The organism is Exiguobacterium sp. SH0S2, assembly GCF_004337185.1.
Classification (GTDB): domain Bacteria; phylum Bacillota; class Bacilli; order Exiguobacteriales; family Exiguobacteriaceae; genus Exiguobacterium; species Exiguobacterium aurantiacum_A.
In genome coordinates this window covers 24493-45329 of sequence record NZ_SJVB01000005.1, presented here as the reverse complement: position 1 = coordinate 45329, position 20837 = coordinate 24493, and the positions used below count along the sequence as shown (strand labels likewise).

Below are 20837 nucleotides of genomic sequence, written 5' to 3'. Positions count from 1 at the left end.
TTTCCATTATAGCGAAATCGTCATTCGCTTTCAATGACGGTTTCAAACGCTGTCGAAATTTGTCAGTCCCATGAAGAACTGAGCAAACGCAGTCCGTTCAAAATGACGAGAATCGTTGACCCTTCATGACCGACGACGGCGAACGGCATGACGAGCAACTCGAAGATGTTCGTCGCGATCAAAACGAGGATGACGCCGAGGGCGAACACGACGTTCTGCAAGACGATCCGGTTCAATTTACGAGATTGCTCGATCGCTGAACTCAAGCGGACGAGGTCGTTTTTCATGAGGACGACGTCAGCCGTCTCGAGTGCGGCGTCGGTTCCTTCGCCCATGGCGATCCCGACATCTGCTGTCGCGAGGGCTGGGGCGTCGTTGATGCCGTCGCCAATCATCCCGATCGTGCCGTACTCTTGTTTTAACAGCTTGATTTGTTCGACTTTCTCTTCCGGGAGGCATTCGGCGATGTAGCGGGTCAAGCCCGCCTCCGTCGCGATGGCGCGTGCGGTCGCTTCATTGTCGCCTGTGATCATGATCGTCGCGATTCCGAGATGGTTCAAGCGCTCAATCGCTTGTTTGGCTTCCGGGCGTAACGTGTCACGCAGTGCGAATGCACCGATCGTCTGCTTATCGTCACTGACGAAGACGAGTGTGTGTCCGGCGGCTTTTAACCGCTCGACATCTTCGCGGTAGAAGTCACCGCTCCGGTCGGCGAACTTTTGTTTACCGACCCGGTAGGAAGTGCCGTCAATCGTCGCCTCGATGCCTGAACCAGTGATGTCTTTAAAGTGGTCCATGTCCCCCGTATGTTTGCCCGTGAACTTGACGAGCGCCTCGGCGAGCGGGTGCATCGAATGTTCTTCGATCAAACTGACGACGCGATAAACGTCTTCTGCTGCCATGTCAGGATGAACCAACGCCGTTTGGACGACCGGCTTACCGATTGTGAGTGTTCCGGTCTTATCGAATGCGATCGCTTTGAGGTGTCCCATGTTCTCGATGTGGACACCGCCTTTGAACAAAATCCCGTGTTTAGCGGACGAGGCGATGGCGGCAAGCGCGGCCGGTGTGATCGCCGCGACGAGGGCGCACGGTGAGGCGACGACGAGCAGGATCATCCCGCGGTATATGCTCGTTTCGAGCGACCACGAAGTGAGAACGGGACCGAGCAAGATGATGGCCGTGACCGAGATGAGCACGATCTGGACGTATCGTCCCTCATAGCGGTCGATGAACTGGGCCGACGGTGATTTTTCTTCTTGGGCTTGCTGCACCATCTGAATGATTTTTTGGAACAACGTCTCGGTGGCGAGTTTCGTCACGGATAACGTGAGCACCCCGTTCAAGTTAACACTTGAACCGAACACTTCGTCGCCGACGGTCCGATCGACCGGAATCGATTCCCCGGTGATGGCTGCTTCTTCGACGGAGGCGGTCCCGCTCAAAATGCGCCCATCGACCGGGATGCGTTCACCCGGCCGGACGTAAATCCGGTCGCCGACTTTTAAGTCATCGATGTGGACGACTTCGAGACCGCCGGCTGCATCGAAACGGGTCGCTTGTTCCGGTTGGAGTTCCATTAACGATTCGAGCGCACGCTCGTTTTTGTTCAGCGTGTAAGTCTCGAGCGCGCCGGACAAGGCGAAGATGAAGATGAGGATCGCGCCCTCCATCCAATAGCCGATCGAGGCGGCGCCGATCGCCGCGATGATCATGAGTAGCTCGACGTTCAATGAACGGGTTTCCCACGTATCGGTCAGTCCTTCTTTGGCTTTGGCATAACCGCCGATCAAGAAGGCGCTCAAGTAGAGCGTGACGTATATCCAAGGGGTTCCGCCTTGTCTTTCTGTGAAATATGCGAGTACAATCAATACACCGCTGATGAGCGCCATGATGAGCTCGATATGTTCGAACCAGTTTGCCCGTTTGAAGACGTGGCTTTTTTCTTGTGCAGTAGTTGCGTGTACGTTCATAGTAGGCACCTCTTTCTAATTGAGAATATATATCATTTAAATGATAATGACTGAGGATGATTATCATTATCTTTTGTTGTTTTAAAGGGTTTTACATCCGTTTTCTTCATGTCTCTTATTTATAATGATTATCATGTGAGTCTATTTTATCATCATTCATAACAACTCACAAACTAAAAGATTAAGGAGATTTCGTGTCATGCAAAATATTTTTCAACGCTCTTGGAGCGTCACGCTGTTGGCGTTGTTCAACACGTTTTTATGGGGCAGTGCTTTCCCGTTCATTAAATTAAGTTATGAGGCGTTAGACATCGGAGCAGGCGAGTACGGCCAACAACTGTTCTTTGCCGGCGAACGGTTTTTACTGGCCGGTATTCTGTTGCTCGTGATCAGCCGGCTCGTCTTCAAGCGGCCGATCCGATTGAATGCGGAAAAATTGAAGGCATATGCACACTTAGGGGCGTTCTTGACGTTTTTGCAATATCTGTTCTTCTATATCGGATTGTCCATCTCGACCGGGGTGCAAGGGTCGATCATCGCCGGCTCGACATCGTTCTTTCAAATGGCACTCGCACATTTCCGCTATGAAGATGATCGGTTGAACCGGTTGAAAGGCATCGCGCTCACTCTCGGCTTCTCAGGGATCGTCATCGCGAACTGGCCGACAGCAAGCTCGGAAATTGGTTTTGGAATCGGTGAAATTCTTCTCATCTTGGCGATGGTGTCTGGCGCGTTCGGAAACTTGGTCGCGAAAGATTACTCGCGACATCATGACGTCGCCCCGATGACCGCTTGGGCGATGGTGATCGGTTCGCTCGGCCTGTTGATCGTCGGATTTATCCTTGACCCAGGAGGCGTGTTCTTGCCTTACACGGTGAAGACGCTATTGTTCCTGTTATACCTCGCATTGTTATCAGCGATTGGTTTCACGTTGTGGAACACGCTCATGAAGCACAACCCGGTGAGCCGGGTGTCGCTCTATATGTTCTTTGTTCCCTTGTTCGGCGTCCTGTTATCGAGTTTACTGCTCGGTGAGACGATTCCTTGGAACGCGCTCGTCGGGTTACTATTCGTCATCGCCGGCATCTACTTGTCAACGTATTTTCAAGGTCGTCGTCGACCGGGCGGCTCTGCCGCGAAATGAGTTCGAGGTACAGTTGACGGAAGTTTATTCTCATGGCAAAATATATTAAAAATTCTGATAATTTTTCAGTTATGAATCGGTCTTCGTTGTAAAGACTTGCGTACGACAAGTTAACAGAAGGGAGGGTTTGTGCCATGACGAGAAATTTGATTGTCCGAAACATCCTCGTGTCGCGCCAACCGCGAGACGAGTATGTCAAGTACGTGATGAAGTGCGTGAGTCGCGGATTGAAAGAACATCACGACCAAGTCGATGTGCGCGCCGTCAGGCAAGGCGACGACATCCAGACGAAGTGGCAAATCAATGACCGCGTCATCGAGGTGACGCTCAAGTCCGACGTATTGGCATCGCTCGATACGGAGCCGTTCGCTCTCGATGAGGTGTTCATCCGGGCGTTCGAACGAAATGATGTGAGAGTCGGGCCACCAAACGAATGACAAATGAAAAGGATGAATCTCCGAGGAGACTCATCCTTTACTTATGCTTCGATCGGTTTGGCTTTTGACGTGAACAGGCTGATCGACAGGATGCCGAGTATTAAGGCGTACATGAGGAAATATACTTCTTTAGGCAACGCGACCCAAAACGCACCGATCATCGGACCGCTGATCGACCCGACACTGAACGAGATGCTGTACAGCATGTTGCCGGTCGGTAAGAGTGAGCGGGGCAACACTTCCGTCATATGGGCGAGGCCGAGCGAATAAGTAGAACCGAGTCCGGCACCGGCCAAGGCGAACAAGACGAGCAACCACAAATAGTTGTCGACGGCGAGGTTCGCGAGGGCGAACAAGAGCGTACCGAGCGTCAAGACGATTTGCAGGACGCGTTTCTTCCCGAAGTGATCGGCGAGCCGTCCGAGCGGCAACTGGACGATGATGGACGCGACGATGAACGTCGTGATGAGCGTGCTCGTCTGCGCGAGCCCGATGTCGTTACGGACGGTGAAGATCGGCAAGTTCGCATTCAGGCTCGCTTCAAGAAAGCCGTATGTAAAAGCCGGAAGCAGCGTGTACCCGGCACCGATCAAGACGAGGCGGATGCGTCCGGTCGAATCCGTCTTCACTTTCTCCGCTTCGGGGTACTCGTTGTCGACCTTGAAGATAAGGAAGAGTGATCCGAGACAGAAGAAGATCAAGACGAGGAACGGGAGCCAAAAGTGAATATCGACGAGCGGGGCGATCAACGGACCGACTGCAAACCCGAGACTGAACGACATCCCGTAATACGCCATCGCCCGGCCGAGACTCCGTTTCTCGCTCACCGACGTGACCCACACTTGCGAGCCGTAGTGAAGCGCTGAGTCCCCGAATCCGATGACGAAGCGCATGACGGCCCACATGAGCAGTGACGGCCAAAGCGGTAAAAAGAACGTGGCGAGCGCCGTCAACACGATGCCGAGGACGATTGTCGGGCGGAATCCGTATTTGCGGACGAACCGTTCGAGTAGCGGTGCCGAGACGATGATGCCCAAATAGAGCATCGTCGCGTTCAGTCCGTTCAGCCAGGCCGGGTTGCCGTCACGTTCGATTAATGTGGATAGTAAAGGGATGAGCGCCCCTTGAATCAAGCCCGAAATAAAAACGACGAGCAATAAGATCGAAAAACGAAACCGTTCCATAGGTCACCTCACATACAAAAATAAAAAGCTGAGAGGACTCAGCTTTTTGGTTCATCAATCGGTTGAGGAGTATGATTTATTTGTAACAACTCATCGTCCCAACTGCCTTGACTGAACACTTCATCATGGTCTACTTTGTCCGAAACGAATGCGGCTGTCAATAAGATGCTGAGCACGCCTCCGAAAATGATGATTCCCATGACGGTAACGATGAACACATAGATCGCTGTCATCATCGAACACCTCGATTCGTTTTATATACTAAATATTTCCCGAATCGAAATAATTAAAACGAGTGGGCGACACGTTGTCTAAAGTCGACTGTCGGATAGTACGCTTGTTTGACGAGTGCGTTCGGTCCGAGGCATTTGACGGCGGGACAATGGCACGACAGTGTGGCGTTCAACGCGCTGTTCGTCCATTGATCGTACGCGTCTTGGAACGACGTATCGTACAACGTGCCGAGTGTGCCGAGTTCGTCGCCGAAGTCGGTGACGATGATCTGACCGTCAAAAATGTTCGTGTTCAACCGGGAGCGTCCGTCCGGGTCGTTGCGGACCGTCACGTTTTTCGCAGTCGAGAGTCGCCGCAGTAAGGCGCGGTCGGCTTCTGAGTCCGAGCAGGCGTAAAACGGCAACGTTCCAAACAGCATCCAGACGTTCTCGTCCCGAATGTCGAGTACGTCATGGATAGCTTGACGGATCTCGTCGAGAGAGGCCGACTCGAGCGCGCTAGCGAAGTCTGCGGGGTACATTGGGTGCAATTCGTGGCGTTGACAACCGAGCGAGACGATTTCCTCGTGAATCTCTTTTAAATGGGGGATCGTCCGCTTGTTGATCATCGTCTCGGCCGATACGATGACCCCTTCGGCCGTGAGGGCTCGGGCATTGTCCTTCATCGTCTGAAGCATCTTGAGCCGAGCGGATTCGCTCGGCTTGCGGTCCATCATCGCGAAACCGCCCTCTAAGAAATCGGCGTCCGTTCCCCAATTATGAGAAATGTGCAAAACGTCGAGGTAAGGGGTAATAAGATGATAGCGAGATAACGGCAACGTCAAGTTCGAGTTGATCTGTGTGCGGGCACCGCGCTCCTTAGCGTAGCGTAGAAGCGGGACGACATAGTTTCGAACTGACTTCATCGACAGCATCGGCTCACCGCCCGTGATCGAGAAGGCGCGCAAGTGCTCGATCTCGTCGAGGCGCGAAATCAACAGTTCGAGCGGGACCTCGGGTTCTTCCGTTTGATCGAGCATATAGCCGACCGCACAATGCTCGCAGCGCATATTGCATAGTTTCGTCGTCGTCACTTCGACGTTCGAGAGAACGAGTCGACCGAACTCGGTTTGATCGAGATACGCTTCCCACGGATCGAACGTCGTCGAGATGTTTTGCATGTGGATTCCACCTTTTTATCAAGTTACATGAAATAGTATGCTATAATAACAACTCTTTGTCACTAAGCGAAGGAGCGATCATGAGATGGGTAAATCACGAACAGATACGGCAGGAAAAATGAACGTGTTAAAATCGAGAACGGAGTTACTGTGCTTATCAGTCAACACGTTAGACGAATTCACGACGCCAGAGGATTTGCATCGATTGTTAGCTGATATTGATTCCTTACGTGCGAAAGTCGTACGTTACGCCAAAGATTTAGAACAAGTATCTCGAAAGGATGAAACACATTGAAATTGATCGTAGGAGAACGTGCAAGCACGAAAGCAGAACGGTTAGGCATTAACGGGGAGGGCATCGCGATGATCAATCGGATGGTCATCTTTATCCCGAACCTGTTACCAGGGGAACGAGCCGATATCGAAATCACGCGCATCGAACGAAACTATGCCGAGGCGCGGGTCACGAAGCGACACAACGACTCGCCGGACCGGGTCAAACCGCCGTGTCCAATTTATGACGAATGTGGCGGTTGCCAGATTCAACATATGAGTTCACGTCTGCAAATGGACTATAAAGAAGATATCGTCCGCAACGCGTTCCGTCAGAAGACGAAGTTGAACGTCGATAAGTCCGATATCCGTCCGACGAAAGGGATGGAAAACCCTTGGTACTATCGTAATAAGTCCCAATTCCCGTTGTCAGTCCAACGCGGCGAAATCGTCTCAGGCCTCTACAAGCCGAACTCGAACGACCTCGTGCCGATCGAGCACTGCATGGTGCAACAACGTGATACGACGAACGTCAACAACGCTATCGTCCGTATTTTGAACGAGCTCGACATCCCGGTCTATGACGCGAGACGTGACGTCGGTTTTGCCCGGACGATCGTCGTCCGTTCAGGTTACAAGACGAACGACGTTCAAGTCGTTCTCGTCGTCGGGAGTGAGGACGTACCGAACTTGGATACGCTCAGCGACCGCATCATGGAATTGCCGAACGTCGTCTCGTTCCATATCAACATCAACTCGAACCGGTCGGGCGTCATCTTCGGTTACCGAACGGTCCACATCGCCGGTCAAGATAAGATGGACGAGCAGCTAGACGACGTGCATTACCACTTGTCGCCACGTGCTTTCTTCCAACTCAATCCGGCCCAAACCGAAGTCATGTACCGTGAAGTCGTCGAGGCGGCCGGTCTGACTGGTGAAGAACGCGTCATCGATGCGTACGCCGGTGTCGGTTCAATCGGACTTTGGCTCGCACCGCACGCGAAAGAGATTCGCGGGATGGAAGTCGTACCTGAAGCGGTTGAAGACGCAAATGCTCACATGCGTGAGAACGGCTACAATCATGCGACATACGTCGAGGGGCGCGCTGAACATTGGATTCCGCGCTGGGTGAAAGACGGGTGGATTCCTGACGTCATCGTCGTCGACCCGCCGCGAACAGGTGTGGACCATCAGCTCCTAAACGCGATGATTTCTTCGAAAGCGAAACGGATCGTCTACGTGTCATGTAACCCGCAGACGCTCGTGCGCGACGCGGATCAACTCATGAAAGCCGATTATAAGGTCAACTACGTCCAACCGTACGATATGTTCCCGCAAACGGCTCACGTCGAATCGATTGTCGTCTTCGAGAAAAAGAAGAAGAAAAAATATTGACGGGACCGTGAAAACGCTTGTAAAGAAAACGTTTTCACGTTATAGTTCAGATGTCAGACTTCTTTTTTAAATTCAAGAAGCGGAGGAACATTCAATGATTCCACATGAAAAAGTTCAAGAGCTCGTTCATAAGGCGATTGACGCGCGGTCGCGCGCATATACACCTTACTCGAAGTTCAACGTCGGTGCCGTCGTCATCGATGAGACGGGTAAGGAAATCTTAGGTTGTAACGTCGAGAACGCGTCGTACGGTTTGTCGATGTGTGCGGAACGGACTGCCATCTTCAAGGCGGTGTCGGAAGGCAGCAAGTCAATCGACACGGTCGTCGTCGTCGGAGACACGGACGGCCCGATCTCGCCATGTGGCGCTTGTCGTCAAGTCATCGCCGAGTTTGCGAGTGACGACTTCACGTTGATCTTGGCCAACATGGCCGGTGAGACGAAAGTGATGACAAAAGAAGAGATGCTGCCATACGGCTTCTCGCCAAAAGACTTAACATGAAAATAAGGATGCGGACAACTTTGTCCGCATCCTTATTTGTTGCCGTCATATTTTTTCTCGCTGACTGAGTCGTCTTTTGAGTGGCGCTTTCGTTTCTCGTCTTTCACTTTTTGATTCAGCTCTTCGACCGGGATCGGGTCGACCGTCTCCATGCCTTCTTGGTCAAAGATGCTCTCTTTGTCCGTATCGACGGCGTCCGGATTATCGAACGGTCGTTTTGACGGTTGTTCCTGCTTCTTCATCTCCATCGCCTCCTTCTTTGAGTGTTATTCCACTTCCGTATTTTGTGTAAACGCTTTAGAAAAGTGTTTCAAGTTTCGGGAACAGTGGAATTATCTGTGCATAGTGACTAAGGAGGGGTATTGGATGGATAAGAAAGTATTGATGGGGATCGTGCTCGGTGTGGCTGGTGCTGCACTCGTCGCGCCGAAAGTCGCAGCGCTGTTGACGCAAGACCAAGAGGATAACACGTGGAGCAAGATGGACAAGATGGAAAGTGTCGATTCCGATAAAGACGAGGCGGAAGCAGGGTTGACGCAACTCGACTCGAATCATCGGGCCGAGTGGCAAGCGAACGGGTTCCCGCAGACACACGCCGAACGCGAGCGGCTCATGAACGAATCAGATGATGCCTATAAAGGCAAAGATATTTAAAAAGAGGCAGCCGCGGCTGCCTCTTTTATATGTCTTCATCGTCTGGCAAGAGCGGCAAAGCAAGCGACACGGTCGTGCCGCTGCCGACTTCGGACGTGAAATGCATCGAGCCGCCATGGCGTTCCATAATGTGCTTGGCGATGGCGAGCCCGAGTCCGGTACCGCCGTCTTCACGCGTCCGCGATTTGTTGACGCGGTAGAAACGTTTCGTCAATTGATCGAGATCCTCTTTCGGGATGCCCCGGCCTTCATCGCGAATCTCGGTGATGGCATAGTTCTCTTCCGCGAACGTCCTCACATGGATCGACCTGCCGGCATCCGTGTAACGAAGAGCGTTATCGAGTAAGTTTCCGACGACTTGTTCGAGGCGATCGTGATCCCCGAGGATGATGAGGTCGAAGTCGAGATCCGCTTCGATGGTGACACCTTTCGCGCGCGCGATCGGTTCAAACCGGTATAACACGTCTTCGAGCACTTGTGAGTACACGACCGGTTCTTTCGTCATCGGATACGAATCGCGTTCGAGCTGGGCGAGGTCGAGCAGATCGTTGACGAGTCGTTGCAACCGTTCCGTCTCGTTCTCGATGATGTCGTAATACTGGGCTTGCGTCTTCTCGTCGAGCGTCGGGTCTTGCAGCATCTCGGTATACCCGCGAATGTAAGACAGCGGGGTCCGGAGCTCATGGCTGACGTTAGCCAAAAATTCTTTGCGCTGCTCCTCGACGAGTCCGAGAGACTCGGCCATCCGGTTGAGCGTCTCGGCCAAGTCACCGATCTCGTCATCGGAATCGATCGGGATGCGGTGCGAGAAGTCACCTTTGGCATACACTTGGGAAGCGCGTTTCATTTGGATGAGCGGTTGAATGATTGTGTCGATGATTTGCGTCCCGAAAATGAGCAAGTTGACAATCATCAAGATGAGCAAGAACGTGATCATCAGCCGGATCGGTTGGAACGGCTCACTGATTTTGCTCAGCTCCATATAGAGGATGAGGGCATTATCGAGTTCGCCGTCACGGATGAGCGGGAACGCGGACATGAGAATATCGACATCCTCGGTCGGGTGCTTGCGCGTGACCGAGATGGCGTAGCCGTCTTGCAAACGAGCGAGATCTTGTTCGCGTAAAAACGTCTTCCCGGAGCCGAGACTATCTTCCCGTACGGACGAGAGGAATACTTTCGTTTCGGTCAGTTCATTCGTGTACGTCATGCTGTCAGCGAACGCGTCGGAGAAGCCGTCCGCCTTATAGATGGTGACGAGTTTCTCCCCGCGGTTGATCAGCAGTTCTTCTTGCGTCTGAATGTAAAACTTGTCGTACAAGTAAAACGTCATGATGATGAACACGAACGCAGAGAAGAGGCTGGCCGTCCAGATGGTGATCCAAATCCGCTTCCGGATCGTGTATTGCTTCATACGTTCGCCTCGAACTTGTAGCCGATCCCCCAGACGGTCTGGATGTAGCCACCGGCTTCGCCGAGCTTGAGACGGAGCGTTTTAATGTGCGTGTCGACCGTCCGGAGGTTGCCGTGGTATTCGGTACCCCAAATTTGGTCGAGGAGCTGTTCTCGAGAGAACACTTTGTCTTCGTTTGTGATGAACAAGTAGAGGAGGTCGAACTCCTTACGCGTCAAGTTGACAGTTTTGCCTTTCACGCTGACGGCGCGGCCTTCGATATCGATTGATAAGACACCGGCGTCGAACGTGGCTTCTTGTTCTTTTGAGAAGTTGTGCGTGCGCCGAAGTGTCGCTTCGATTCGGGCGAGCAGTTCGCGCGGGCTGAACGGTTTTGTGATGTAGTCGTCCGCGCCGATCTTCAATCCGTGAATCCGGTCGAGTTCTTCAGACCGGGCCGTCAGCATGATGATCGGGACGTTCGAGAACTCACGGATGCGCATGCAGGCGGTCAGACCGTCAAGCTCGGGCATCATGACGTCGAGCAAGACGAGGTGGAACGACTGTTCTTTTAACAAGTCGATCGCCTCAAGGCCGTTTGTTGCGGTGACCGTCTCATAGCCTTCTTTTTCTAAATTGGAAACGAGCAAATCGCGCATCTGCTCCTCATCGTCGGTTACTAAGATTCGAAATACTGGTTCTATCATCTGGCATTCTCCTTTACAAACCGGTTAACGAAGGATGTGATAATTCCCTCATACTTCTATCATACCTATCTCTTCGAATTAGAACAGAATTATTCATTGTCGTAAAGTTGTCCTCAACAAATCCACACAAAAACGCCACAAAAAAGCCAATTCTTTGTCAGAATTGGCTTATGCTTCGAGTTGGGCTTCGTACGAATGATCGAACTCAGGCGCATGAAGTGAATGCAAGTACAGCTGGAAGCTCGACTTCGACACTTCATACAAGACGTATTCGACGTCACCGCTATTAATTTCTGCTAACAAATCGGGCCGGATCTCGTCGGCGCAAAACGCATAAGGAAGTTTTGCCGCCGCCGCGATCGAACGCTCATTTGCTTTGCGAATCTTTAAAAATACACTCTCAATATCAAGGTCGAAGAACAGCTCTGAGAAGAACGTTTCTTTCGCGACTTGATTGTAACCTTTCCCATGGTACGGTTTGCCAAGCCACGTACCGAGGAAGCCGTAACCGGTTTCCACATCGAACAAGCTGATCGTCCCGATCGGGGTACCGAACTCGTTCGTAATTGTACGTGAGATGATGTTTCCTTGCTCTTCTAGCTCGATGATTTGCTTCGTGCTAAATAAAAACTCGTCAAAGTGGACCGTCTTTTGACGGACATATGGAAAGACATCTGGGTGTTGCATCAGTTCGAACAACTCCGCGCAGTCGGTAAGCTCACGAAATTTGAGCACCAAACATTCCTCCTCCTAGTTCAGACCGCTGAAGAATAGTTGTAACGAAAGCATACTTCTGGCTACGTTGTTCGAACTTGCCTTGGCTGCTCTCTTTTATGAGTTACAAGATTATTTTATAGACTTTTTTTGAAAAAGCAAGCAAATAAAATGTAACTTCACAAAAAAAATAAAAGAGCGCTTTCACGTCTGGGGTTACTCACATTTCATGATGGGTTTTCGAGCGATCCGTCGAGTAGACGATACGGCCGTCGACGATGGTCATGATCGGCTTCGACATGTAGTCGAGCGGGAAGTGACTCCACAAGACGAGGTCGGCGTCTTTGCCGACTTCGAGTGACCCGACGCGGTCATCAACCCCGAGTGACTGGGCCGGATGGATCGTGATGGCGCGCAGGGCGACGTCGACCGGAAGGCCTTCACGGGCGGCAAGACCGGCGCAAAGATTCAAATATTGGACCGGGGTATATGGATGGTCGGTCGTGATCGAGACGATCATATCGTGTTCATGCAAGATGCGGTACGTCTCCCACGTTTTGTTTTGAAGTTCGATTTTAGACTTACGGGTGAACGTCGGTCCGACGGTGACATGTTTGACGCCGAGTTCACGCAACTTCTCGGCGACGAGATGACCTTCCGTACAGTGCTCAATCCGGTAATCGAGATCGAACTCTTGAGCGAAGCGGACGACCGAAAGAATATCGTCGGCACGGTGGGCGTGGACTCGGACCGGCATCTTCCGGTCGAGCGCGAGTTGGATCATCTGACTCCCGAACGTGCCGATCGTCTTCGTCGAATCGACGGTCCGGAACGCCTCGCGCAGTAGTCCCATGATGCCCATGCGGGTCAACTCACCGGATTTCCCCATACTGTGGACGCGCTTCGGGTTTTCGCCGAGAGCAAGTTTCAAGCCGGCGTAACGGCGCAATACCATATCCTCGATAAAGCGACCGTGCGTTTTAATGACGCTCGTCACTCCGCCGATGACGTTCATGCTGCCCGGCATGACTTGGACCGCCGTGACACCGGCCATGAGCGCTTCACGGAAGCCTTCATCGAGCGGATAAACCCCGTCGATGGCCCGTGCGTGCGGTGTCATCGCTTCGACCGTCTCATTGGCGTCATTCCCGACGGAACCCGTCCCTTCGTCATACAGTCCGAGATGGGTATGGGCATCGATGAAACCGGGGAACAGGAAGTTGCCTTCCGCCTCGATGACGGTCTCGCCGTCCGTTGGGTCTAACAAGTCCGCCATTTCGACAATTTTTCCATCTTTTATGCGAATGTCCCCGTAAAAGTTTGGCGCGGTGATCGGATAAATATGGGCGTTACGAATTAATAGATTACTCACGAGCTGTCTCCTCTCAAGTCAAATGCAGTAGTTGTTTTAGTGCGGGTTCTAACGTCTCATAGCGAAAACGAAAGCCGTGATTGAGCGCTTTTGTCGGGACGACTTTGGCACCTTCGAGTACGATCACGCTCTTTTCGCCGAGTACGAGTTTGAGGATCGGGGCCGGAGCCGGAGCCCAGTGTGGACGATGCATCACTTGTCCGAGCGTCTTCCCGAATTGGTCCATTGTCACCGGTGTCGGCGCCGTCCCGTTGACCGGTCCATGCATCGAATCGGTCTCGATGATGTAGACGAATAAGCGGACGAGATCGTCTATGTGGATCCAAGGGACCCACTGTTTTCCGGAACCGAGCCGTCCGCCGGCACCGAGCGTGTAGGGCAGCTTCATGAGCGGGAACGCGCCCCCGTCGTTTGACAAGACGACACCAGTTCGCATCGTGGCGAGACGAATGTCCATATCGGCGACGGGCGCGATTTCTTTCTCCCACAAGACGCAGACGTTTCCTAAGAAGTTGGTCCGGTCCGGGAGCGGTGTCGATTCCGAGTAAGTGATCGACCGGTCTTCGCCGTAAATGCCGATTGCTGATCCGCTGATGACAACGTCCGGTTTCTGCTTCATGTTTTTGATGATGCGAACGACTTCTTTCGTCCCATCGATACGGCTTTGGAGGATGGCTTGTTTTTGTTTGTGCGTCCAGCGTCCGTCGTTAATGGAGGCTCCTGCCAAGTGGATAAAGGCGTCGACATCTTGGAGTTCGGTCTCGGGATGGCTGTCTGGCGTCAACCATTCGACGAACGAGATGCCTCCTTGACGTGGGCGCGGATGGCGCGTCAAGACGACGACTTGATGACCGGCCTCGGCTAGCGCCCGAACGAGCGGCCGGCCGATCAATCCGGTACCACCGGTGATTGCAATTTTCATGTGAATCCCTCCATTATTCTTGAAGCGTTTTCAAATCGGGTATGATAACGGTAAATACAATAGCTAGTTAAATAAATACCCTTTCTTTTAACTTATCAAAAATCCTTCTGAAAAGGGGAACGTGATATGTTAGAAGCAGGAAAAGGAGGGGTTTCATGAAAATCAGCAAGTTTACGGCTCAAAAGAAAAACAAGGACCGCTTGAACGTCTTCATCGAGAAAGATGGGCAAGAAGAGTTCGCGTTCGCCATCGATTTAGACGTCTTCATTAAATATGGATTGACGAAAGGGATGGAACTTGAAGACGATTTTGTCCGTGACGTCCTCCAAGCCGAAGAGGAACAGAAAGCATACAAAGCAGCCGTCAATTATTTATCGTACCGAATGCGTGCCGTTTCAGAGGTCCGTGACTATCTCGTGAAGAAAGAGATAGATGAGGCAGCCATCAAGCGCGTGATTGACAGATTGATTGAACAACGCTATTTGAACGATGCCGAATTCGCCAAAGCCTACACCCAGACAAAGTTTAATACGAGTCCGAGCGGCCCGAGCAAAATCAAGCGGGAATTGGTCCAGCTTCGAATCACACCTGAAATCATTGAAGAGGTCATCGCTGCGATCTCGCACGAAGACCAGCTTGAGAAAGCCGGAAAGTTCGTAAATAGGAAACAATTGGAAACGAATCGCCGTTCCGCCACAGAAGTGCAACAAAGAATTCAACAAACCCTGGTGCAAAGAGGATTTTCGTTTGATATCATTTCAGAGGCGATCCTTACGTTTTGGGAAAACGAGGATGAGGACGTCGAGCTTGCAGCTTGCTTGAAGCAGGCTGAAAAACTGAGTCGGAAGTACAACGGGTATGCCCCATATGAGCGGAAACAGCGCATGAAGATGCAGCTTCGGAGCAAAGGATTTCCGTATGAGGTGATTGACCGGACTTTAGAACGACTCGCTGAACAAGAGACATAACGGGAAATTCATTTACGGCAGGGGAAAAAATCTGAAAAGGTGGGTCTACATTGACGATTTTTGAATGGATTACAGCACTTGTGCCAATTTTGGCTGTGCTTGTATTATTGGTTATTATGCGTTTACCAGCATCGGTTGCGATGCCACTCTCGCTCCTGTTGACGGCGCTACTTGCGTTCTTCGTCTGGGAACTTGATGCAACCCGCATTACAGCGGCGGTGTTACAAGGAATCGTCATCGCGATCACGGCAGCGTGGATCGTGTATGGCGCGATCGGGATGATGAATACGATGAAAGAGGGCGGCGGCATGAACGCCATCCGTTCCGGTTTTGTCACCATCACACCGGATCCGCGGATTCAAGTCCTCATCGTCGGCTGGTTGTTCGTTTCGTTCATTGAAGGTGCTTCAGGCTTTGGGACACCGGCGACGGTGGCGGCCCCGCTATTGATCGCACTAGGTTTCCCGCCGATTGCGGCTGTTGTCATCGCCTTGTCGGCCGACGTATCAGCCGTCACGTTCGGTGCAGTCGGGACACCGGCTTTGATCGGGATTGGTAACGGACTCTCGCTCGATGTGAGCAAACCGGAATCAATCGAATTTTTAACAAGTGTCGTCTTACAGACGGTATTGATCGATATGCTCGTTGGTCTTTTTATCCCGTTCATTTTGATTTTGATGCTGACTCGATTCTTTAGTAAAGCGAAGTCGGTCAAACCTGCATTCGAAGTACTGCCGATTGCCCTCGTGGCGGCTCTCGTCTACAGCGTTCCGGCTTACATTTGGACGCTCATCCTCGGATTTGAATTTGGGGGCATGCTCGGTGGCTTGACCGGTCTTGTGATTCTCGTCGCGATGGCACGAAAAGGTATTCTCATGCCAAAACGGATTTGGACGTTTGACGGTTACGCCGACGAGCTCGACCAACCGGTTGAACAGCCGACAGTCGGGAAAGGGAAACGTGAACTTCCGCAGTGGAAAGCATGGGCCCCTTACTTGATTTTGACGATCTTCCTCATCTTGACACGGACGGTCCCGTTCTTGAACGAGTTGACGCGCAGTGTCCGGATCGACCTCCCGAACATTTTAGGAGTAGAAGGAATCTCGACGTCGTGGGAGCCGTTCTATTCACCAGGGTTCATGTTCATCTTGACGATGATTGCGACGTTCTTCTTACACAATATGAGTTGGTCGCAAGTGACGTCGGTCTTTAAAGCGACGACACTCGGTATCGGCGGAACGTTAATTACGCTTGCGGCGTCAGTTCCAATGGTTCGAATCTTTATCCATTCAGAGAATGGCGGAGCAGGACTCGCATCGATGCCAGTCGAACTCGCGACGGCTGCAGCGGACACGTTTGGTGGCGTTTGGCCGCTTGTCGCGCCGTGGATCGGGGCGCTCGGAGCGTTCGTATCGGGATCGGCCACGTTCTCGAACATGATGTTCTCGAGCTTGACGACAAATGTCGCCGATTCGGTCGGGATGAGTGAGACGCTCGCCTTGTCGATGCAGATGGCCGGCGCGAACGCTGGTAACATGATCTGTGTGCTGAACGTCGTCGCGGTCGCTTCGGTAGCAGGTCTGCTCGGTAAAGAAGGAACGATTATTCGCTACACGCTCATGCCGATGATCTACTATGTGACAGCAACAGGGATCGTCGGGATGATTCTCGCGACGTTCTTCTTAAACTGAAACAAGTTACAATATTTTTACAAAAAAATATTGACAATTTTCTGAACAGTCTGCTAAGGTTTTAGTAGATTTTCAAACTATGAAGAGAGAGGAGCCAGCATGATGAAGTACTTGACTACACTACAACGCACACACACAACATCATATGGCTACTCGTATTTGACTGCGTAACACGGCAGCTGGATAGGGGTAGTGTCCTTTCCCTGACCATGCAAATGACTGAAGACTTTCAAGCGTACTTCATCCGATTGGTTGCACAATCAGGTGGAGTGCGCTTTTTTGCGTGCTCGGAAAGGACGGAAGGGGGAATCAGTCGTGAAACTGATTAAACAATTGGATTGGTTTATTAAGAGGCAGAAACGAACGTATGTCATTGCGATCATTTTGCTCATCATTACCGGGGTCATCGATATGCTCCCGCCATGGATTATCGGGCAAGCAATCGATGCGATCCGTGAAGGAAGTTTGACGACGGAACGGCTCATCACAATCGTCGGCTCACTGCTAGGCATCATGGTGTTATCGTACGTTTTATCGTACTTGTGGATCGCGCGTCTATTCGGGACGGCGTTCCTGCTCGAGAAAAAACTGCGGGCCCGATTCTTCGGGTATTTGCTCAAACAGACGCCGCGGTTTTATCAACAGCACCGCACCGGGGACTTGATGGCGCTCGCGACGAATGATTTGAAAGCGGTTGAACGGACGGCCGGTTTCGGTGTCATGACGCTCGTCGATTCGTTCAACATGACACTGATCGCATTGACGATCATGGGGGTGTTCATCGATTGGAAATTGACGCTCGCGGCACTGTTGCCGATGCCGTTACTTGCCTGGTCGATGAATAAGCTCGGCCGTCAAATTCACGCTCGCTTCACCGCGGCGCAAGATTCGTTCGGTGTCATGAACGACCAAGTCGTCGAATCGATTTCAGGACTTCGCGTCATCCGTTCGTTCGTGCAAGAAGAAGCGGATACGAAGAAGTTCGATACGATCACCGACGACGTCATGGCGAAAAACATGCACGTCGCCAAAATCGACGTATTGTTCGAACCGGTCATCAAACTGCTCGTCGGTTTGAGTTACTTGATCGGCTTGTCGTTCGGGACGTACCTCGTCTTTACGAATGACATCACGCTCGGTCAACTCGTCTCGTTCAACATTTATCTCGGGATGCTCATTTGGCCGATGTACGCGTTCGGTGAGTTGATCAACGTCGTCCAACGCGGGACGGCGAGCTTAGAGCGGATTGAAGCGACGATGAACGAAGCGCCGGACGTCGTCTCGAACGGCACGGTGCAAGTCGACGTGCCAGAGAAGATCACCTTCAAATCGTTATCGTTCCGCTATCCGGGTGCGAGCCGCCCGTCGCTCGAAGACATCGTACTCCACGTATCACGCGGAGAAACGATCGGAATCGTCGGACCGACCGGGGCCGGCAAAACGACGCTCCTGCGTCAGCTGATCCGCGAATATCCAATCGATGACTCTTTGCTCGTCAACGGGATCCCGGTTCACAAAATTAAACTCGACACGGTACGAGGTTGGAGCGGTTACGTGTCACAAGAACATCTATTGTTCTCGAAGACGGTCCGCGACAACATCTTGTTCGGGGCCGATGACGCGACCGAAGCCGACCTCGAGACGGCGATTCGGCTTGCGGCGTTTGATACCGATATCGAGCATTTAGAGAACGGGCTCGATACGGTCGTCGGCGAGCAAGGGGTCATGCTGTCAGGCGGACAGAAACAACGTCTGTCGATTGCGCGTGCGCTCTTGAAAGACCCAGAGATTTTATTGCTCGACGATTCGCTCTCGGCGGTCGATGCGAAAACGGAAGCCCGAATCATCGATTCGGTCCGGACGAGCCGTGCCGAACAGACGACGTTCATCGTCGCGCACCGCTTGTCTGCCGTTTCCCACGCTGATCAAATCCTTGTCTTGCAAGACGGTCGCGTCACTGAACGCGGCACACATGACCAACTGATGAAACAGCACGGTTGGTATTTCGAACAGTTCAATCGACAAGGAGAGACGGAGTAATCCGTACGAAAGGGGGAATCTCTTATGATCGATCAACACGAATTAGATCCGGTCCGCAGGAAAAAGACGATTCGCTCACTCGTTGGCTATGCCAAACAAGTGAAGCGCTCGATTTTCCTCGGGTTGATCCTACTCTTTTTAGCGGTCGGCGCAGAACTTGCGGGACCGTATATCGCAAAAATTATCATCGATGACCATATCGTCGCTATCGAGCGCGACTGGGTTCAAGTCGAGGCCGGGGGCAGTGTCTCGTTTGACGGCAATAACTATGAGAAAGAGACGCGGTTGGACGGGCAAGACGTCGTCCGTCCCGTCTCGATCGTTCAGACGACCGAAGGCTACTATCTCGTACCGGACGCCGTCATGAGCGGTGGGGTCAGAGAAGTCGATAACGGTGTCTTGACCATCACGCGGAGTGAGGAGACAGCGACGTACGACAACATCGTGCCGTTGTCTTCGACCGACGTCTTCCAGTTTTATGAGACGGATCTTCGGGCCGTCCTCGTCTTATCTGCCATCTACGTCGTCCTGTTGCTCATCGCAGCAGGTCTCAACTGGGGGCAACAGATGCTCCTGCAACGTTCGGCGCATACAATCGTCAAGACAATGCGCCTTGACGTCATGCGGCATTTGCAGACGATTCCAGTCCGTTACTTTGACCAGACGCCGATCGGGAAAATCGTCAGCCGGGTCACGAACGATACGGAGACGATTCGTGATTTGTATTTGGGCGTTCTCGCCCGCGTCTTCCAAAGCGTCGTCATGATGATCGGTGTTTTGATCGCCATGTTCTTCCTAGACGTTCGCCTCGGACTCGTCTCGCTCATCATCATCCCGGTCGTCATCGTCTGGGTGAAGTTGTTCCAGCGTCTCTCGACCCGGAACAACTTTAAAGTCCGGGCGCTCGTCGCCGATATGAACGCACAATTGAACGAGAGCATCCAAACGATGCCGATCATTCAATCGTATGTGCGTGAAGACCTCGTCTATGATGAGTTCGATGTCAAGAACAGCGACAACTTCCAGACACGCCGGAAACTGTTGAAGCTCGACGCCCTTATGTCGCACAACTTGGTCAACTTCTTCCGCAACATGGCACTCGCGCTCCTCATTTGGGTCGTCGGTGCGCAAACGCTCGGAACGGGCAGTGTGCTCACGCTCGGGATACTTTACGCCTACATCGATTACGTGTCCCGTATTTTTGAGCCGGTGACGCAAATTATGAACCAGTTGTCACCGCTCCAACAAGCGCTCGTTTCGGCGGACCGAATGTTCCAACTGCTCGACGAGAAAGGCGAAAACGTCTCGTCTGAACGCATTCCGCGCTTTAATGGCGAAGTCGTGTTCGACAACGTGACGTTCAGCTATGAGGCTGGAAAGCCCGTGTTACAACAGATCGACATTCAAGCTGCACCTGGTGAAACGGTCGCACTCGTCGGCCACACCGGCAGCGGTAAGAGTTCGATCATGAACTTGCTCATGCGCTTTTATGATCCGTCGTCAGGAAAACTTTGCATCGACGGGGTGGACGTGACGACACTTCCGACGCAAGCCGTTCGGGACCATCTCGGCATCGTGTTGCAAGACCCGTTCTTGTTCACGGGCTCGATTCGGACGAACGTGACGCTCGGTGATGAGACCATTCCTGATGAACGGATTTGGCAAGCGTTGACGGCGGTCGGTGCCGATCGGTTCGTCAAGCAGTTGCCGCAAGGACTCGACGAGCCGGTCATTGAGCGCGGCGCTTCACTTTCGAGTGGAGAGCGACAATTGATCAGTTTCGCCCGGGCGCTCGTGTTTGACCCGGCGATCCTCGTCCTTGACGAGGCGACTGCTAGTGTCGACTCAGAGACAGAGGCGCTCATCCAAGACGCGCTGAAGACGCTCACATACGGACGCACGACGTTCGTCATCGCGCACCGATTGTCGACGATTCGTGAGGCCGATCAAATCCTCGTCCTCGACCACGGTCAAATCATCGAGCGCGGGAATCACCAGTCACTCATCGCTGACGGCGGCGTCTACGCCCGGATGCATGAGTTGCAAAGTAAACAGCAAGTGATCAGCTGAGAAAG

At 52.3% G+C, this 20837-nt stretch carries 20 protein-coding genes; 10 read left to right on the top strand and 10 right to left on the bottom strand.

The window, feature by feature from the left end; translation table 11 throughout:
• Positions 1-62: 62 nt before the first annotated feature.
• Positions 63-1973 carry a heavy metal translocating P-type ATPase gene (locus EVJ21_RS12465; RefSeq protein WP_131465664.1) on the bottom strand — a complete coding sequence of 637 codons (1911 nt, stop codon included), beginning with the start codon at positions 1971-1973 and terminating at the stop codon, positions 63-65.
• Between the two features lie 199 nt (positions 1974-2172).
• On the opposite strand from EVJ21_RS12465, the gene EVJ21_RS12460 reads away from it, so the two are divergent.
• Both EVJ21_RS12460 and EVJ21_RS12455 read left to right on the top strand, forming a co-directional pair.
• Complete coding sequence (locus EVJ21_RS12460) at positions 2173-3117, top strand: DMT family transporter (RefSeq protein ID WP_131465662.1); 945 nt, start codon at positions 2173-2175, stop codon at positions 3115-3117.
• 134 nt (positions 3118-3251) lie between these two features.
• Entirely contained in the window at positions 3252-3554 is a 303-nt protein-coding gene (locus EVJ21_RS12455) for a hypothetical protein (RefSeq protein WP_016510464.1), read from the top strand.
• A gap of 41 nt (positions 3555-3595) precedes the next feature.
• Here the strand turns inward: EVJ21_RS12455 and EVJ21_RS12450 are convergent, their stop codons facing one another.
• From EVJ21_RS12450 to yfkAB, 3 genes are read right to left on the bottom strand one after another with little or no spacing between them, the layout of a single operon-like run.
• Positions 3596-4738 (bottom strand): MFS transporter, encoded by a 1143-nt coding sequence (locus EVJ21_RS12450; RefSeq protein ID WP_016510467.1) that lies wholly within the window; start codon positions 4736-4738, stop codon positions 3596-3598.
• A gap of 38 nt (positions 4739-4776) precedes the next feature.
• Positions 4777-4974 (bottom strand): hypothetical protein, encoded by a 198-nt coding sequence (locus EVJ21_RS12445; RefSeq protein ID WP_070328936.1) that lies wholly within the window; start codon positions 4972-4974, stop codon positions 4777-4779.
• Positions 4975-5024: 50 nt separating this feature from the next.
• Positions 5025-6131 (bottom strand): radical SAM/CxCxxxxC motif protein YfkAB, encoded by a 1107-nt coding sequence (gene yfkAB, locus EVJ21_RS12440; RefSeq protein WP_071399171.1) that lies wholly within the window; start codon positions 6129-6131, stop codon positions 5025-5027.
• Positions 6132-6216: 85 nt separating this feature from the next.
• Between yfkAB and EVJ21_RS12435 the strand changes: the two genes are divergently transcribed.
• From EVJ21_RS12435 to cdd, 3 genes are all read left to right on the top strand, one after another.
• Positions 6217-6426 carry a hypothetical protein gene (locus tag EVJ21_RS12435; protein WP_016510454.1) on the top strand — a complete coding sequence of 70 codons (210 nt, stop codon included), beginning with the start codon at positions 6217-6219 and terminating at the stop codon, positions 6424-6426.
• Complete coding sequence (gene rlmD / locus EVJ21_RS12430; RefSeq protein ID WP_070328938.1) at positions 6423-7799, top strand: 23S rRNA (uracil(1939)-C(5))-methyltransferase RlmD; 1377 nt, start codon at positions 6423-6425, stop codon at positions 7797-7799. Before EVJ21_RS12435 ends, rlmD begins: the two co-directional genes overlap by 4 nt.
• Before the next feature lie 94 nt (positions 7800-7893).
• Complete coding sequence (gene cdd, locus EVJ21_RS12425) at positions 7894-8301, top strand: cytidine deaminase (protein WP_131443918.1); 408 nt, start codon at positions 7894-7896, stop codon at positions 8299-8301.
• Between the two features lie 32 nt (positions 8302-8333).
• Here cdd and EVJ21_RS12420 read toward each other — a convergent pair whose 3' ends face one another.
• Positions 8334-8543, bottom strand: a complete 210-nt coding sequence (locus tag EVJ21_RS12420) for a hypothetical protein (protein WP_070328939.1) — start codon at positions 8541-8543, stop codon at positions 8334-8336.
• Positions 8544-8667: 124 nt separating this feature from the next.
• Between EVJ21_RS12420 and EVJ21_RS12415 the strand changes: the two genes are divergently transcribed.
• Positions 8668-8955, top strand: coding sequence for a hypothetical protein (locus EVJ21_RS12415; RefSeq protein ID WP_070328940.1), 288 nt, complete (start codon positions 8668-8670; stop codon positions 8953-8955).
• Between the two features lie 25 nt (positions 8956-8980).
• Here the strand turns inward: EVJ21_RS12415 and EVJ21_RS12410 are convergent, their stop codons facing one another.
• The 5 genes from EVJ21_RS12410 to EVJ21_RS12390 form a co-directional block, all read right to left on the bottom strand.
• Positions 8981-10369 (bottom strand): sensor histidine kinase, encoded by a 1389-nt coding sequence (locus EVJ21_RS12410; RefSeq protein ID WP_070328941.1) that lies wholly within the window; start codon positions 10367-10369, stop codon positions 8981-8983.
• A complete protein-coding gene (locus tag EVJ21_RS12405; RefSeq protein ID WP_070328942.1) occupies positions 10366-11055 on the bottom strand; it encodes a response regulator transcription factor in 690 nt (229 codons plus the stop codon). The genes EVJ21_RS12410 and EVJ21_RS12405 overlap by 4 nt, the downstream gene beginning before the upstream one ends.
• A 168-nt stretch (positions 11056-11223) precedes the next feature.
• Entirely contained in the window at positions 11224-11790 is a 567-nt protein-coding gene (locus EVJ21_RS12400) for a GNAT family N-acetyltransferase (RefSeq protein WP_070328980.1), read from the bottom strand.
• 199 nt (positions 11791-11989) lie between these two features.
• Positions 11990-13141, bottom strand: a complete 1152-nt coding sequence (locus EVJ21_RS12395; RefSeq protein ID WP_131490635.1) for an amidohydrolase — start codon at positions 13139-13141, stop codon at positions 11990-11992.
• A 13-nt stretch (positions 13142-13154) separates the two neighbouring features.
• Complete coding sequence (locus tag EVJ21_RS12390; RefSeq protein ID WP_070328944.1) at positions 13155-14063, bottom strand: TIGR01777 family oxidoreductase; 909 nt, start codon at positions 14061-14063, stop codon at positions 13155-13157.
• A 155-nt stretch (positions 14064-14218) separates the two neighbouring features.
• Here EVJ21_RS12390 and recX point away from each other — a divergent pair, with 155 nt between their 5' ends.
• The 4 genes from recX (at position 14219) to EVJ21_RS12370 (ending at position 20832) form a co-directional block, all read left to right on the top strand.
• Complete coding sequence (gene recX / locus EVJ21_RS12385; RefSeq protein WP_070328945.1) at positions 14219-15031, top strand: recombination regulator RecX; 813 nt, start codon at positions 14219-14221, stop codon at positions 15029-15031.
• 50 nt (positions 15032-15081) lie between these two features.
• Positions 15082-16722: an L-lactate permease gene (locus EVJ21_RS12380; protein WP_083274120.1), complete on the top strand. Its 1641-nt coding sequence runs from the start codon at positions 15082-15084 to the stop codon at positions 16720-16722.
• Between the two features lie 315 nt (positions 16723-17037).
• Positions 17038-18762, top strand: coding sequence for an ABC transporter ATP-binding protein (locus EVJ21_RS12375; RefSeq protein WP_070328946.1), 1725 nt, complete (start codon positions 17038-17040; stop codon positions 18760-18762).
• Between the two features lie 24 nt (positions 18763-18786).
• Complete coding sequence (locus tag EVJ21_RS12370; protein ID WP_070328947.1) at positions 18787-20832, top strand: ABC transporter ATP-binding protein; 2046 nt, start codon at positions 18787-18789, stop codon at positions 20830-20832.
• Positions 20833-20837: the final 5 nt, after the last annotated feature.

Coding starts and splice junctions, on each gene's coding strand:
- EVJ21_RS12370 (WP_070328947.1), top strand. CDS start 18,787: ATGATCGATCAACACGAATTAGATCCGGTCCGCAGGAAAAAGACGATT.
- EVJ21_RS12420 (WP_070328939.1), bottom strand. CDS start 8,543: ATGAAGAAGCAGGAACAACCGTCAAAACGACCGTTCGATAATCCGGAC.
- EVJ21_RS12455 (WP_016510464.1), top strand. CDS start 3,252: ATGACGAGAAATTTGATTGTCCGAAACATCCTCGTGTCGCGCCAACCG.
- EVJ21_RS12435 (WP_016510454.1), top strand. CDS start 6,217: ATGGGTAAATCACGAACAGATACGGCAGGAAAAATGAACGTGTTAAAA.
- EVJ21_RS12445 (WP_070328936.1), bottom strand. CDS start 4,974: ATGATGACAGCGATCTATGTGTTCATCGTTACCGTCATGGGAATCATC.
- EVJ21_RS12415 (WP_070328940.1), top strand. CDS start 8,668: ATGGATAAGAAAGTATTGATGGGGATCGTGCTCGGTGTGGCTGGTGCT.
- yfkAB (WP_071399171.1), bottom strand. CDS start 6,131: ATGCAAAACATCTCGACGACGTTCGATCCGTGGGAAGCGTATCTCGAT.
- EVJ21_RS12405 (WP_070328942.1), bottom strand. CDS start 11,055: ATGATAGAACCAGTATTTCGAATCTTAGTAACCGACGATGAGGAGCAG.
- recX (WP_070328945.1), top strand. CDS start 14,219: ATGAAAATCAGCAAGTTTACGGCTCAAAAGAAAAACAAGGACCGCTTG.
- cdd (WP_131443918.1), top strand. CDS start 7,894: ATGATTCCACATGAAAAAGTTCAAGAGCTCGTTCATAAGGCGATTGAC.
- EVJ21_RS12460 (WP_131465662.1), top strand. CDS start 2,173: ATGCAAAATATTTTTCAACGCTCTTGGAGCGTCACGCTGTTGGCGTTG.
- EVJ21_RS12450 (WP_016510467.1), bottom strand. CDS start 4,738: ATGGAACGGTTTCGTTTTTCGATCTTATTGCTCGTCGTTTTTATTTCG.
- EVJ21_RS12410 (WP_070328941.1), bottom strand. CDS start 10,369: ATGAAGCAATACACGATCCGGAAGCGGATTTGGATCACCATCTGGACG.
- EVJ21_RS12465 (WP_131465664.1), bottom strand. CDS start 1,973: ATGAACGTACACGCAACTACTGCACAAGAAAAAAGCCACGTCTTCAAA.
- EVJ21_RS12390 (WP_070328944.1), bottom strand. CDS start 14,063: ATGAAAATTGCAATCACCGGTGGTACCGGATTGATCGGCCGGCCGCTC.